Source organism: Pseudomonas sediminis (genome assembly GCF_002741105.1).
GTDB classification, from domain to species: domain Bacteria; phylum Pseudomonadota; class Gammaproteobacteria; order Pseudomonadales; family Pseudomonadaceae; genus Aquipseudomonas; species Aquipseudomonas sediminis.
This window is the reverse complement of the sequence record NZ_NIQU01000013.1, coordinates 26761-39840: the sequence shown is the minus strand read 5'-3', so window position 1 is coordinate 39840 and position 13080 is coordinate 26761. Positions and strand designations below refer to the sequence as shown.

Genomic DNA, 13080 nt, shown 5'->3' with positions numbered 1-13080 from the left:
TGGAAAGTCTCCCGTTATTTCACCGCGCCGAAAGACAGGCCGCGTACAAGTTGTTTTTGGCTGATCCAGCCGAAGATCAGGATGGGCGCACAGGCCAGGGTCGAAACGGCGGAAAGCTTGGCCCAGAACAGGCCCTCGGGGCTGGAGTAGGAGGCCACCAGGGCGGTCAGCGGGGCGGCGGCGGAGCTGGTCAGGTTGAGCGACCAGAACGCCTCGTTCCAGCACAGGATCAGCGACAGCAACATGGTCGAGGCCAGGCCGCCGCGAGCGATCGGCAGCAGCACGCGGACGATCTCCTGCCAGGTGGTGGCGCCATCCAGGCGCGCCGCTTCGAGGATGTCCACGGGGATGTCCTTGAAGTAGGTGTAAACCATCCACACGATGATCGGCAGGTTGATCAGGGTGTAGATGATGATCAGTGCCAGGCGTGAATCGAGCAGGCCGAACTGCTTGGCCAGCAGGTAGATCGGCACCAGCACGCCCACCGGCGGCAGCATCTTGGTCGACAGCATCCACAGCAGCGTGCGCTTGGTGTGGCGGGTTTCGAAGAAGGCCATGGAATAGGCCGCCGGTACGGCCAGGCACATGCACAGCAGCGTCGCCGAGACGGAGATCAGCACCGAGTTCCAGGCGAAGGCGAAGTAGTCGCTGCGCTCGTTGATGTGCAGGTAGTTCTCCAGCGTTGGGGTGAAGATGAACTGCGGCGGCGTGGCGAAGGCGTCGATCTCGGTCTTCAGGCTGGTCAGCACCATCCAGAAGATCGGGAAGAAGATCACCGCGGCGATTGCCCAGGCCAGGGCGCCGATGATCAGGCTCTGCAGGCGACGGGATTGTTTCAGCGTCAGCATCTCAGGGCCCTCACTGCTTGTCGGTCAGGTTCTTGCCGATCATGCGGATCAGCACGATGGCAGCGATGTTGGCGATCACCACCGCGATCAGCCCGCCCGCCGAAGCCATGCCGACGTCGAACTGCAGCAGCGCCTGGGTGTAGATCAGGTAGGCGAGGTTGGTCGACTCGTAACCCGGGCCGCCGCTGGTGGTGGTGTAGATCTCGGCGAATACCGAGAGCAGGAAGATGGTCTCGATCATCACCACCACGGCAATCGGCCGCGCCAGGTGCGGCAGGGTCAGGTGCCAGAAGATGGCGATGGGGCCGGCGCCGTCGAGGCGCGCGGCTTCCTTCTGCTCCTGATCCAGTGACTGCATGGCGGTCATCAGGATCAGGATGGCGAACGGCAGCCACTGCCAGGACACGATCATGATGATCGAGAACAGCGGGTGGTGCGCCAGCCAGTCCACCGGCTGGGCGCCGAAGAATTGCCAGATGGCGGCGAGAATCCCCGATACCGGATGGAAGATCAGGTTCTTCCACAGCAGTGCGCTGACCGTGGGCATGATGAAGAACGGCGAGATCAGCAGCACCCGCACGATGCCGCGACCGAAGAACTCGCTGGCCTCCAGCAGCGCGGAGATCAGCACGCCGAGCACCACGCTGATCAACAGCACGCTGCCGACCAGCAGCAGGGTATTGCCGGCGCCGGACAGGAAGGCGGCGTCGGTGACGAAGTATTCGAAGTTCTCCAGGCCGACGAAGTCGTTCTCGCCGGGGTAGAGCAGGTTGTAGCGGATCAGCGAGAAATAGACCGTCATGCCCAGCGGCACGATCATCCAGATCAGCAGCAAAGCGACCGAAGGGCTGACCAGAAACCAGCCGGGCGCCAGGCGCCGAGGCTTGTGCGCCACCGGCGTGCTGGCCTGCGCGGCGGGGGTATCGATGGCCGGAGAATTCATCATGCCTCCGAAGGCGGAATGGGTGAGGTATGGCGGATGGCGCGTTACGTAGGGTGGGTTAGGTGCCCTGTCGAGCATCCCTGTCGCTGCGCGGTCAACATGGCGCCGTAACCCACCATCGACGCAACGCCGACTACCGCCTGGTGGGTTACGCGCCGCGCTTCATTTGCGGCGCTTTGACGGCTGTTGGATGGCGCCGCTAACCCACCCTACGGGACCGCAAGATGGCTACTTCGGATACCCGGCGCGTTTCATTTCCCGGGCCGTGCTCTGCTGGGCAGCCTGCAGCGCCTGCTCAGGCTGCATCTGCCCGGTCAGCGCGGCGGCGAACAGCTTGCCGACACTGGTGCCGATGGCCTGGAACTCGGGAATGGTCACCAGCTGGATGCCCACGTAAGGCACCGGCTTGGCGCTGGGGTTGGCCGGGTCGGCCTTCTTCAGCGAGTCCAGAGTGACCTTGGCGAACGGCGCAGCCTGCATGTAGGCATCGCTGTAGGTCGAGGCGCGCGTGCCTGGCGGTACGTTGGCCACGCCATCCTTCTCGGCGACCAGCTCGGCATAGGCCTTGGAAGTGGCCCAGGCGCTGAAGGTCTTGGCGGCGTCCTTGGACTTGGAACTGGTAGGAATCGCCAGCGCCCAGGAATAAAGCCAGGAAGCGCCCTTGTCGGTGACCTGGGTCGGCGCGAAGGTGAAACCGACCGAGTCGGCCACCTTGCTCTGCGAGGTGTCGGTGACGAAGGAGCCAGCGACGCTGGCATCGACCCACTGTGCGCACTTGCCGCTGTTGAACAGCGCCAGGTTCTCGTTGAAGCCATTGCTGGACGCGCCGGGCGGGCCATACTTCTTCATGTTGTCGACGTAGAAGTTGAGGGCGTTCTTCCACTCGCTGCCGGTGAATTCCGGTTGCCACTGCTCGTCGAACCAGCGCGCACCGTAGGCGTTGGCCAGGGTGGTGATCAGCGCCATGTTCTCGCCCCAGCCGGCCTTGCCGCGCAGGCACAGGCCGTAGACGCCTTTGTCCGGTTGATGCAGCTTGTCGGCGAACTCGGCCATTTGCTCCCAGGTCGGTTGCTCGGGCATTTCCAGGCCGGCCTGCTCGAACAGATCCTTGCGGTAATAGGTGATCGAGGCTTCGGCATAGAACGGCAGGGCATACAGCGTGCCCTTGGCCGACAGGCCTTCGCGCACCGAGGGGAATACGTCGTCGAGGTCGTAGTCGGCCGGCAGCTCGGTCATCGGCTCCAGCCAGCCTTTCTCGCCCCACAACGCGGCCTCGTACATGCCGATGGTGAGCACGTCGAACTGGCCGCCCTGGGTGGCGATATCGGTGGTCAGGCGCTGGCGCAGCACGTTTTCCTCGAGCACCACCCATTTCAGGCGGATGTCGGGGTTCTGTTCTTCGAAGGTCTTGGCGAGCCGCTGCATGCGGATCATGTCGCTGTTGTTGACCGTGGCGATGGTCAGGGTTTCGGCACCCTGGGCGACCACGGTGAGGGACAGGCAGGAGGCTGCAACGAGTGCTTTGATCGAGTTGTTCATGTTTGTGAACTCCTCTCCCGCGCCAGCACGGCTACGGAAGAACATTATTGTTTTTGTTTCGCTCGGGCCGGATTACACCCCCGCAAGCGCGTGCGGACAAATCCTTGAACGCACAGCTATCGATACTTTTTTGCACTCGAAGAGGAAGCGCAAACCAATCAGGCCGTCGGAGAAACTGCCTGGCATGAGGGTTGTGGGCGATATTGGCGCAGAGTGCTGCTGCTGATTCAGTACAGGTTTTGCTCGGTCAGGCGCTGTACCGCGAGCTTGCGATAGCCCGATGGGGTCATGCCCTTGAGCTGCTGGAAACGGCGGTTGAAGTTGGAAATGTTGCTGAAGCCGGACTCGAAGCACACGTCGGTCACCGGCTTGTCGCTCTTGCTCAGCAGTTCGCAGGATTTGCTCACCCGCAGGCGATTGACGAACTCGACGAAGCCGCGGCCGGTGGCTTGCTTGAAGAAGCGCGAGAAGTAGGTGGTGGTCATGCCCAGGTGGTCGGCGACTTCTTCCTGGCTGATGCCTTGCGCGTAGTGTTGGAAGATGTAGTCCACTGCCCGGTTGATGCGTTCGACATGCTGCTCGTCGCCCAGCTCCGACGAGGTCACGGCCGAGAGCAGCTGGTAATCCTCACTGCCGGCGAGTAGTTCCATGAGGATGAAAAAGTGGCCCAGGCGCGTGATGCCCCGGCTACTGGCGATCTTGCCCATCAGTACACCGGCTTCGCGAATCATCTGCGGGTCACGGAACTCGATACCGAACTGCGCGCGGGCCAGCAAGGGTTGCAGGATATTGAGCTCGGCGAACACGGCGGTACCGCTTTCCAGTACTTCATCGGTGAAGTTGACCAGCATGTCGCGTGTTTCCACCACCTCGCCTTCCTCGACCTGGCTGATCCAGTTGTGCGGCAGACCAGGGCCGGTGAGGAACAGGGTGTAGGGGGAGAAGTTGCCGATGTAGTCGCCGATGAATACCTTGCCGGAGCTGGCGACGATCAGGTGCAGCTCGTATTCCTTGTGAAAGTGCCAGCGCACCAGGGGCGAGGGAAAGCCGTGCTGACGGTAGATCAGCGAATGGCCTTCGTGGTCGTCCATCAGTTCGTAGGACGGGTCGGCTACGCGGGATGTGCGGTTCATGGTTGTCGTTGGCCAGTACCTCGATCACCACGTTTTAACATATCGAGACGGGCTGCCAAGTCAGAGCAGGCTCAATTGCGCACCCGGCGGGCAGAACTGCGAACAGTCCAGCATCACGCTGCCGCGCCGATCCAGGCCGAGCTTGCGTCGCGCCAGACGAAAACGCTGTTCCAGCAGTTCAGCGAACTGGCCCTCGCCACGCATGCGGCTGCCGAAGCGGCTGTCGTAATTCTTGCCGCCGCGGTTCTGGCGAATCAGGCTCATCACGTGCGCGGCGCGATCCGGAAAGTGTACCTGCAGCCACTCCTCGAACAACCCGGCGATCTCCAGCGGCAGGCGCAGCAGCACGTAGCCGGCCGAGCGCGCGCCAGCATCGGCTGAGGCTTCGAGCAGGGTCTCCAGTTCCATGTCGTTGATCATGGGGATCATCGGCGCGCACATCGCGCTCACCGGAACACCCGCCTCGTGCAGCGTGCGCATGGCACGCAGGCGAGCTGCTGGAGCGGCGGTACGCGGCTCCATGATGCGTTTCAGCTCGTCATCCAGGGTTGTCAGGCTGAAGGCCACGCTGACCAGGTTGTGGTGGGCCAGCTCGCTGAGCAGGTCGAGGTCGCGCAGGATCAGCGAGCCCTTGGTGATCAGGTGCAGCGGGTGCTTGTAGCGCAGCAGTATTTCCAGGGTCTGGCGGGTCAGGCGCTGTTCACGCTCGATGGGCTGGTAGGCGTCGGTATTCATGCCAAGGGCAATCGGCTGTGGCACGTAGCCGGGTTTCTGCAGTTGCTCCTCGAGGCGCTCGGCCAGGTTGGTCTTGGCGATCAGACGGGTTTCGAAGTCGATGCCGGGCGACATGTCCCAGTAGGCGTGAGTTGGCCTGGCGAAGCAGTAGATGCAGCCATGTTCACAGCCGCGGTAGGGATTCACCGAGCGGTCGAAGCCGACGTCCGGTGAGTTATTGCGAGTGATCGCCGTCTTCGCCTGCTCCTTGCGCACTTCGGTGGCGCGACTTGGCGGTGTTTCGTCCTGATACCAGCCGTCGTCTTCCTGCTGCGAGCGGGTTGGCGCATAGCGGTTGTGCGGGTTGCTGGCGGTGCCACGGCCACGTGGCGGCAGGCTGACGGACATGCTCGGACTCCAAAATATACTGTATAAAAATACAGTTATTTAGCGCCCGAGCAAGTCCTTCTATCGCGGCGTCGATCAGACGGCCGCGGTCTGCGGTGCCTCCTCGCGTTTGGCGTAACGCTGTGCCAGCACCGCGCAGACCATCAACTGGATCTGGTGGAACAGCATCAGCGGCAGGATCAGCACGCCGATGGCGCTGCCGGCGAACAGCACCTGTGCCATCGGCACGCCGGTGGCCAGGCTCTTTTTCGAGCCACAGAAGAGGATGGTGATGCGGTCTTCCAGGCTGAAGCCCAGCCATTTGCCCAGCATATGGGTCAGCACCAGGGCCAGCGCCAACAACACGCAGCAGGCGGCAATCACCAGCAGCAGAGTGGCCAGCGGCACCTGCTGCCACAGGCCGCCGATCACCGCGGCGCTGAAGGCGGTGTAGACCACCAGCAGGATCGAGCTCTGGTCGACGTATTTCAGCCAGCTCTTGTTCTGGTTGACCCAACCGCCGATCCAGCGCTGAGCGATCTGGCCGAGAACGAACGGCAGCAGCAGCTGCAGGCTGATCTTGCCGATGGCATCGAGGGTCGAGCCGTTGTCGCCGTGCACGCCCATCAGGAAGGCCACCAGCAGCGGAGTGAGGAAGATACCCAGCAGACTGGAGGCTGCTGCGCTGCAGATCGCCGCCGGGATGTTGCCGCGCGCCAGCGAGGTGAAGGCGATGGCCGATTGTACGGTGGCCGGCAGGGCGCACAGGTAGAGCATGCCCAGGTACAGCTCTTTGCCCAGCAGCGGCTCCAGAGCCGGCTTGAGTGCCAGGCCGAGCAGCGGGAAAAGGATGAAGGTGCAGGCGAACACCAGCAGGTGCAGACGCCAGTGTCCGGCGCCAGCGAGAATCGCCTGGCGCGACAGTTTGGCGCCGTGCATGAAGAACAGCAGGGCGATGGCCAGGTTGGTGATCCACTCGAAGATCGTGGCGACCTGACCGCTGGCAGGCAGCAGCGTGGCGGCGAGTACCACGGCGAGCAGGGTCAGGGTGAAATTGTCAGGCAGCAGGCGGCGCAGGAACATGGCGAATCTCGGACTTGCGATACAGGAGGGCGCCAGACTATCGTCATCGAAAATTTCCGGCTAACGCTAAAGAGCCAGCAAGTGTCGACAAACAGACAGCCCGCCACCCTGCATCGCAGCCTGCCCGAGCTGCCGAGCCTGCCTCGGCCACTCTATGGCCGCACCGAATCGCTGACCAACCGCGCCCTGACCTTTCGCCATACGCACCCCTGGGTGCAACTGTCCTACGCTATCGCCGGGGTACTCGAGGTGCAGACTCTTGGCGCGCGCTTCGTCGCTCCGCCACAGCGCGCGGTGTGGGTACCGGCAGGTGTCGAGCACCAGGTGTTCAGTTCGCCGCGCACGGAGATGCGCAGTCTGTACATCGACGGCAGCGCGGTGCCCTGGGGCCCGGCCGAATGCCGAGTGCTGGCGGTCAGCCCGCTACTGCGCGAGCTGATTCGCGGCTTCAGTGCGTTACCGGCCGAGTATGACGAGCAGGGCGCACCAGGCAGGCTGGCTGCGGTGTTGCTGGACGAGCTGCGCGCTGCACCGGACGTGGCGCTGATGCTGCCGTTGCCGCAAGACGCGCGGCTGCGCGAGGTCTGTCAGGGGCTGGAGGATGCGACGCTGCGTCAGCTGGGGCTGGCCGAATGGGGCGAGCGCCTGGGGGTGTCGGAAAAGACCCTGAGCCGGTTGTTCCTGCGTGAAACGGGCCTGAGCTTTCGCGTGTGGCGCCAGCGCCAACGCCTGCTCGATGCGCTCACCCCGCTGGAGCAGGGCGAGCGTGTCACCGATGTGGCGCTGGCCTGCGGCTATGACTCGCTATCGGCGTTTATCGCTGCTTTTCGCCGCCAGTTCGGTGCGACGCCCGGGGAGTTCTTCCGCGAGTAAAGTCATGCGGGTGCAACTCGCCTGCATCATCGGCGCAACACGATCCATCGCTTGGTGGATTACGTGGGGCGGCCATCCGAGCACGCGACCTCTAATGGTGCTTGCGAAATCGACGCTCGGCGCCGCTAACCCACCCTACGGAACTAACAAGCGGCCGTTGTGTAGCCCGGATGCAATCCGGGGCAGCGCGCCAAGCATTCCCCGGATTGCATCCGGGCTACGGATCACTCGCTTGGCTTCTTCAGCTTGGGATTGGGAAAGAACTGCACCGCCTGCACGTTGGGGTCGGCAGCCTTGGGCTTCAGGCTGCTGACGTTGACCCGCGTGGGAATCTCCTTGGGCACCGAGTTGCCGCGTGCGTCGAGGGTGTCGGCATAGCCGCACTTGACGCATTCACGGTGCGGCACGCCGTCGACGTTCCACATCTTGATGCTATCGGTCTCGCTGCACGCCGGGCACACGGCACCGGCGATGAAGCGTTTTGGCGTGCTGTTCACCGGGGCGTCGCTCATGCGGCCTCCTGGCTCAGGCCGAGGTGACGCAGCAGGGCGTCGATGCTCGGCTCACGACCGCGGAAGTCAACGAACAGCACCATCGGCGCCTGCGAGCCGCCACGGGCGAGGATAGCTTCGCGGAAGGCGCGGCCGGTATCGGCGTTGAACACGCCTTCTTCCTCGAATTTCGAGAAGGCATCGGCGCTGAGCACTTCGGCCCACTTGTAGCTGTAGTAGCCGGCCGCATAGCCACCGGCGAAGATGTGTGCGAAGCCGTTGGCGAAGCGGTTGTAGGCCGGCGGACGCAGCACCGAGACTTCGCTGCGGATCGCCTCGATCACGTCCAGCGCGCTGCGGCCGTCGCCGTGGGTGGCATGCAGTTCGAAGTCGAACAGGGAGAACTCCAGCTGGCGCACCATCATCAGCCCGGACTGGAAGTTCTTCGCCGCCAGCATCTTGTCCAGCATGGCCTGTGGCAGCGCCTCGCCGGTTTCATAGTGGCCGGAGATCAGCGCCAGGCCTTCCGGCTCCCAGCACCAGTTCTCCATGAACTGGCTCGGCAGCTCGACCGCGTCCCAGGCCACGCCGTTGATGCCCGAGGCGCCGGCGTGCTCGACGCGGGTCAGCAGGTGATGCAGGCCATGGCCGAACTCGTGGAACAGGGTGGTGACCTCGTCGTGGGTCAGCAGCGCCGGTTTACCAGCGACCGGCGGGGTGAAGTTGCACACCAGGTTGGCTACCGGGGCGATCAGTTGGCCGTCGGCAGTGCGGCGTTTGTCGCGTGCGCCGTCCATCCAGGCGCCGCCGCGCTTGTTGGCACGGGCGTAGAGATCGAAGAAGAAGCGACCGACGTGCTGGCCGTTCTCCTGAATCTCGAACAGGCGCACGTCCGGGTGCCAGGTGTCGAAGCCTTTCAGCTCGCGAATCTCGATGCCGTAGAGCTTCTGCACGATGGCGAACAGGCCGGTGAGCACCTTGTCCACTGGGAACCAGGCGCGCACTTCTTCCTGGGAGATGCTGTAGCGCTGCTGGCGCAGGCGCTCGCTGTAGTAGCCGACGTCCCAGCTTTGCAGGTCATCCAGGCCTTGCTCGGTGGCGAAGGCTTTCAGCTCGCTCAGATCCTGCTCGGCGAAGGGCTTGCTGCGCACCGCCAGGTCACGCAGGAAGCTCAGCACCTGGTCGGTGTTCTCGGCCATCTTGCTGGCCAGGCTCAGCTCGCTGTAATTGGCGAAGCCGAGCAGGCGCGCCAGTTCCTGGCGCAGGTCGAGAATTTCGGCCATCAACGGGCCGTTGTCGTTCTGCCCGGCATTCGGGCCCTGGTCGGAGGCGCGGGTGCAGTAGGCGGCGTACACCTCTTCGCGCAGCGCGCGGTCGTCGGCGTAGGTCATCACCGCGTAGTAGCTGGGGAATTCCAGGGTTATCAGCCAGCCTTCCAGGCTCTTGGCTTCGGCGGCCTGTTTCATCTGCGCCTTGGCCGAGTCGGTCAGGCCGCTCAGGCGCGTCTCGTCGGTGATGTGCTTGGTCCAGGCCTGGGTGGCGTCGAGCAACTGGTTGGAGAACTTGCTGGTCAGCTCGGACAGACGCATCTGGATTTCGCCATAGCGCTTCTGCTGCTCGGCCGGCAGGTCGATGCCGGACAGGCGGAAGTCACGCAGGGCGTGTTCGAGAATGGTCTGCTGCGCCACGTCGAAGCCTTCGGCTGCCGGGCTCTTGGCCAGCGCGTCATAGGCCTCGAACAGCGGCTTGTTCTGGCCCATTTCGGTCCAGTATTCCGACAGCTTGGGCAGGCAGGCCTCGTAGGCGGTGCGTAGTTCGGCACTGTTACATACGGCGTTGAGGTGGCTCACCGGGCTCCAGGCACGACCCAGGCGCGCGCCCAGCTCGTCCAGCGCCAGCACCAGACCATCCCAGCTCGGATTGGTCTGCTGCGCCTCGAGCAGTTTGGCGATGGCGGTGCGGCTGTCCGCCAGAATCTGGTCGACGGCGGGCTCGACGTGTTCCGGTTTGATCTGCGAGTAGGGCGGCAGGTCGAAGTCTTGCAGCAGGGGATTGTTCGCGGTCACGACGAGGCACCTGTGGCGAATGAATGTGGGGTTGCGGCGCAGAGCAGTAATAATTCTGGCGCGATTACAACCGACATGGGGGTGATCTTAATTAGAATCAAGCTTTCCCGCAGCCCAGGAGATTTCTATCGTGGCGATTCGTACTTACCAACAAGCCACTCCACAGCTTGGCGAAAGGGCTTTCGTCGATGCCAGCGCCGTGGTCATCGGTGACGTCGAACTGGGTGAGGATAGCTCGGTCTGGCCGATGACCGTGATCCGTGGCGACATGCACCGCATCCGCATTGGCGCGCGCACCAGCGTGCAAGACGGTAGCGTGCTGCACATCACCCACGCCGGGCCGTTCAACCCCGATGGCTACCCGCTGATCATCGGTGACGAAGTGACCGTCGGGCATAAGGTCACCCTGCATGGCTGCACCCTGGGCAACCGGATTCTGGTCGGCATGGGCAGCATCGTCATGGACGGCGCGGTGGTTGAGGACGAAGTGATCATCGGCGCAGGCTCACTGGTGCCGCCGGGCAAACGCCTGGAAAGCGGCTATCTCTACGTCGGCAGCCCGGTGAAACAGGCCCGCCCGCTGACCGACAAGGAACGCAACTTCTTCAGCTACACGGCCGGTAACTACGTGAAACTCAAGGATCTGCACCTGGCTGAAGGCTACGACCAGTGAGCGATGAACTGATCATCCGGTCCATCGAAGCGGCCGATTTCGACCAGGTCTGGCCGATCATCCGTGACGTGGTGCAGGCGCAAGAAACCTACGCCTTCGACCCGAACATGGATCGCGAAACGGCCTGGAAAACCTGGGTCGAACTGCCGCGCGCTACCTTCGTCGCCGAAGACGGTGGGCAGATTCTTGGCACCTACTACATTAAGGCCAATGCCGCTGGGCCGGGTGACCACGTATGCAACTGCGGCTATATGACCGCCCTGGCTGCCCGTGGCCGCGGCATCGCCAGCCGGCTCTGCGCTCATTCGCTGCAGGTGGCGCGCGAGCTGGGCTTCAGCGCCATGCAGTTCAACAGCGTGGTGGCCACCAACGAGGTCGCGGTCGCGCTGTGGCAGAAACACGGCTTCGCGATAGTCGGCACCTTGCCCAAGGCCTACCGCCACGCCCGGCATGGTTTGGTAGATTGCCATGTGATGTTTCGTAGTTTGCTGGACTGATAAGCACGCGCTAGTAAGGCGGATGAGTAGCCTGGTGTCTGCATCGACTGCAGCACGCAAATGGGCTTTTGCACTTTCCAGCGTCAACAAGGTAGTTATTCTCCGACTACCTCCAACGGACTGTTTCGACGACAAGGATCGCCCCATGACCGAACCCAATCCCTTCGCTCCCGAACCGCTCGCGCCGACATTGGGCGCAAGGCAACTGCCGGTGTTGCCGCTGCATCTGGTGGGTGTGGCGCTGCTGATAAGCGTGGTCAGCATCGCGGTCACGCTGATCGGGTGGCTGATGAACGATGTCGCCACCGATGCCATGTTCTGGCTGCGTTACGTCGCCAGCTACTGGCTAACCCATTTGCTGATGGCCGGTCTGGGTGTCTACTGGCTGGCCAATGCCTATATGGAGCGCCACAGCGTGGCGACTTACCGGCAGCCGGCAGTGCTGTTGGTGAGCTATGGGGTGCTGTATCTGTTGCTGAGCTGGGGGCTGGGGTACGCCTCGGGGCATTTGTACATGTGGTTGTATGAGCAGACGGATACCTACGGCAGTGGACGCCTGCTGATGGGCTTCGGCTGGTGGGGCGTCGGTTTGTTGACCTTTTGCCTCGAGGTGCTGCTACCGCTCTGGCTGCTGCTGCACCTGTTTCGACACCAGGCCGAAGTAGTCGCTGACGATTTGCAGGTGCCGGGGGCGACACTGGCCTGGTGCTTCGCGCTGGCCGTCGTGGTGGCTTCCCTGCAACTGGCCGGAATGACCACCCAGCTGCTGAGCGGCATGGCCTACGGGTACGAGCTGCAGGGCTGGGAGGCACTGGTCAACCTGGTGAATGCCGGGCTGTATCTGCTGGTCGCGTTCTTCACCGCACGTGCGGCACTGCCAGCGCAGGTGCGAGGATTCAAGGGTGGACGGCTGGCAGCGGCGGTGGCGATCACTCTGTCATTGTGGATAGGCAGTGCGCTGCTTTGCGGCATTGTACTGCTGGCGCTGCTTTGGCTTGGCCTGGGAAACAGCCTCGTATTGATGCTGCTCTTCAGCCTGCTGCAACTGGTGCTGCTGTGGCCATTCACTCGCCTCGGGCTGCGTTGGGGCTATCTCGCGCAGGCCGCTGAGGCGTGAGCCAGCGGTAAAAGGCGGGTATCCTTCGCGGCTGTTTCGATTGCGAATAGGCGCCCGCCATGCATCACTCCACCATTCTCTTCGACCTCGACGGCACCCTGACCGACCCGCGTGAGGGCATCACCCGTTCGGTGCAGTATGCGCTGGCCAAGCTGGGCATCGACGAGCCGGACCTGACGGCGCTGGAGCATTTCATCGGCCCGCCCTTGTTGCAGTGCTTCATGGCCAGCTACGCGCTGGATGAGGCCACCGGCTGGCAGGCGGTCAATCACTACCGCGAGCGCTTCCGGGTGACCGGGCTGTATGAAAATCGGGTTTTCGATGGCGTAGAGACGCTGCTCGAGGCGCTGCTGGCGCAGGGGCGAACGCTGTATATCGCGACCAGTAAGCCCACGGTGTTCGCCGAGGAAATCGCCCGGCACTTCGGCTTTGATCGCTACTTCAAGCGCATCTATGGCAGTGAGCTGGACGGCACCCGTACCAACAAGGTGGAGCTGTTGGCACACCTGCTGGAGTCGGAACGACTGGCGCCCGGCTCGGCGTTGATGATTGGCGACCGCAAGCATGACCTGATCGGTGCGCGCAGCAATGGCTTGCAGGCGGTGGCGGTTGGTTACGGATTCGGTAGTCGTGAGGAGTTGCTCGGCGAGGCGCCGGACTTTCACTTCGAGACGCTGGACGAGATGCGCCGGGCATTTCTGCCCGGCGTTTAGAGA

13 protein-coding genes are annotated in these 13080 nt (G+C 63.2%); 5 read left to right on the top strand and 8 right to left on the bottom strand.

Features of this window, described 5'->3' with window-relative positions:
- Nucleotides 1-14: 14 nt before the first annotated feature.
- From CDO35_RS22480 to CDO35_RS22455, 6 genes are all read right to left on the bottom strand, one after another.
- Complete coding sequence (locus CDO35_RS22480) at nucleotides 15-848, bottom strand: carbohydrate ABC transporter permease (RefSeq protein WP_099526782.1); 834 nt, start codon at nucleotides 846-848, stop codon at nucleotides 15-17.
- Between the two features lie 10 nt (nucleotides 849-858).
- The gene (locus CDO35_RS22475; RefSeq protein WP_099526781.1) at nucleotides 859-1791 is read right to left on the bottom strand and encodes a carbohydrate ABC transporter permease; all 933 of its coding nucleotides are present in this window, start codon (nucleotides 1789-1791) and stop codon (nucleotides 859-861) included.
- A gap of 228 nt (nucleotides 1792-2019) precedes the next feature.
- Nucleotides 2020-3330, bottom strand: a complete 1311-nt coding sequence (locus CDO35_RS22470; protein ID WP_099526780.1) for an ABC transporter substrate-binding protein — start codon at nucleotides 3328-3330, stop codon at nucleotides 2020-2022.
- A gap of 227 nt (nucleotides 3331-3557) precedes the next feature.
- The gene (locus tag CDO35_RS22465; protein WP_099526779.1) at nucleotides 3558-4463 is read right to left on the bottom strand and encodes an AraC family transcriptional regulator; all 906 of its coding nucleotides are present in this window, start codon (nucleotides 4461-4463) and stop codon (nucleotides 3558-3560) included.
- Between the two features lie 60 nt (nucleotides 4464-4523).
- Nucleotides 4524-5585, bottom strand: a complete 1062-nt coding sequence (locus CDO35_RS22460; RefSeq protein ID WP_099526778.1) for a PA0069 family radical SAM protein — start codon at nucleotides 5583-5585, stop codon at nucleotides 4524-4526.
- A gap of 75 nt (nucleotides 5586-5660) precedes the next feature.
- Nucleotides 5661-6647, bottom strand: a complete 987-nt coding sequence (locus tag CDO35_RS22455; protein ID WP_099526777.1) for a bile acid:sodium symporter family protein — start codon at nucleotides 6645-6647, stop codon at nucleotides 5661-5663.
- An 81-nt stretch (nucleotides 6648-6728) separates the two neighbouring features.
- Here CDO35_RS22455 and CDO35_RS22450 point away from each other — a divergent pair, with 81 nt between their 5' ends.
- Entirely contained in the window at nucleotides 6729-7520 is a 792-nt protein-coding gene (locus CDO35_RS22450; protein WP_099526776.1) for an AraC family transcriptional regulator, read from the top strand.
- Nucleotides 7521-7744: 224 nt separating this feature from the next.
- Here CDO35_RS22450 and CDO35_RS22445 read toward each other — a convergent pair whose 3' ends face one another.
- Both CDO35_RS22445 and prlC read right to left on the bottom strand, forming a co-directional pair.
- Nucleotides 7745-8032 carry a YheV family putative zinc ribbon protein gene (locus CDO35_RS22445; protein ID WP_099526775.1) on the bottom strand — a complete coding sequence of 96 codons (288 nt, stop codon included), beginning with the start codon at nucleotides 8030-8032 and terminating at the stop codon, nucleotides 7745-7747.
- The gene (gene prlC, locus CDO35_RS22440; RefSeq protein WP_099526774.1) at nucleotides 8029-10077 is read right to left on the bottom strand and encodes an oligopeptidase A; all 2049 of its coding nucleotides are present in this window, start codon (nucleotides 10075-10077) and stop codon (nucleotides 8029-8031) included. The genes CDO35_RS22445 and prlC overlap by 4 nt, the downstream gene beginning before the upstream one ends.
- A 130-nt stretch (nucleotides 10078-10207) precedes the next feature.
- Between prlC and CDO35_RS22435 the strand changes: the two genes are divergently transcribed.
- The 4 genes from CDO35_RS22435 (at nucleotide 10208) to CDO35_RS22420 (ending at nucleotide 13077) form a co-directional block, all read left to right on the top strand.
- A complete protein-coding gene (locus CDO35_RS22435) occupies nucleotides 10208-10750 on the top strand; it encodes a gamma carbonic anhydrase family protein (protein WP_099526773.1) in 543 nt (180 codons plus the stop codon).
- Nucleotides 10747-11247: a GNAT family N-acetyltransferase gene (locus tag CDO35_RS22430; RefSeq protein WP_208019989.1), complete on the top strand. Its 501-nt coding sequence runs from the start codon at nucleotides 10747-10749 to the stop codon at nucleotides 11245-11247. The genes CDO35_RS22435 and CDO35_RS22430 overlap by 4 nt, the downstream gene beginning before the upstream one ends.
- Nucleotides 11248-11392: 145 nt before the next feature.
- Nucleotides 11393-12364: a hypothetical protein gene (locus tag CDO35_RS22425; RefSeq protein WP_099526772.1), complete on the top strand. Its 972-nt coding sequence runs from the start codon at nucleotides 11393-11395 to the stop codon at nucleotides 12362-12364.
- A 59-nt stretch (nucleotides 12365-12423) separates the two neighbouring features.
- Nucleotides 12424-13077, top strand: coding sequence for an HAD family hydrolase (locus CDO35_RS22420; RefSeq protein WP_099526771.1), 654 nt, complete (start codon nucleotides 12424-12426; stop codon nucleotides 13075-13077).
- Nucleotides 13078-13080 lie beyond the last annotated feature (3 nt).

What these genes read in the sequence shown, in the direction of transcription:
- CDO35_RS22480 (WP_099526782.1), bottom strand. Translation starts at nt 848, where the DNA reads ATGCTGACGCTGAAACAATCCCGTCGCCTGCAGAGCCTGATCATCGGC.
- CDO35_RS22475 (WP_099526781.1), bottom strand. Translation starts at nt 1,791, where the DNA reads ATGAATTCTCCGGCCATCGATACCCCCGCCGCGCAGGCCAGCACGCCG.
- CDO35_RS22470 (WP_099526780.1), bottom strand. Translation starts at nt 3,330, where the DNA reads ATGAACAACTCGATCAAAGCACTCGTTGCAGCCTCCTGCCTGTCCCTC.
- CDO35_RS22465 (WP_099526779.1), bottom strand. Translation starts at nt 4,463, where the DNA reads ATGAACCGCACATCCCGCGTAGCCGACCCGTCCTACGAACTGATGGAC.
- CDO35_RS22460 (WP_099526778.1), bottom strand. Translation starts at nt 5,585, where the DNA reads ATGTCCGTCAGCCTGCCGCCACGTGGCCGTGGCACCGCCAGCAACCCG.
- CDO35_RS22455 (WP_099526777.1), bottom strand. Translation starts at nt 6,647, where the DNA reads ATGTTCCTGCGCCGCCTGCTGCCTGACAATTTCACCCTGACCCTGCTC.
- CDO35_RS22445 (WP_099526775.1), bottom strand. Translation starts at nt 8,032, where the DNA reads ATGAGCGACGCCCCGGTGAACAGCACGCCAAAACGCTTCATCGCCGGT.
- CDO35_RS22425 (WP_099526772.1), top strand. Translation starts at nt 11,393, where the DNA reads ATGACCGAACCCAATCCCTTCGCTCCCGAACCGCTCGCGCCGACATTG.
- CDO35_RS22420 (WP_099526771.1), top strand. Translation starts at nt 12,424, where the DNA reads ATGCATCACTCCACCATTCTCTTCGACCTCGACGGCACCCTGACCGAC.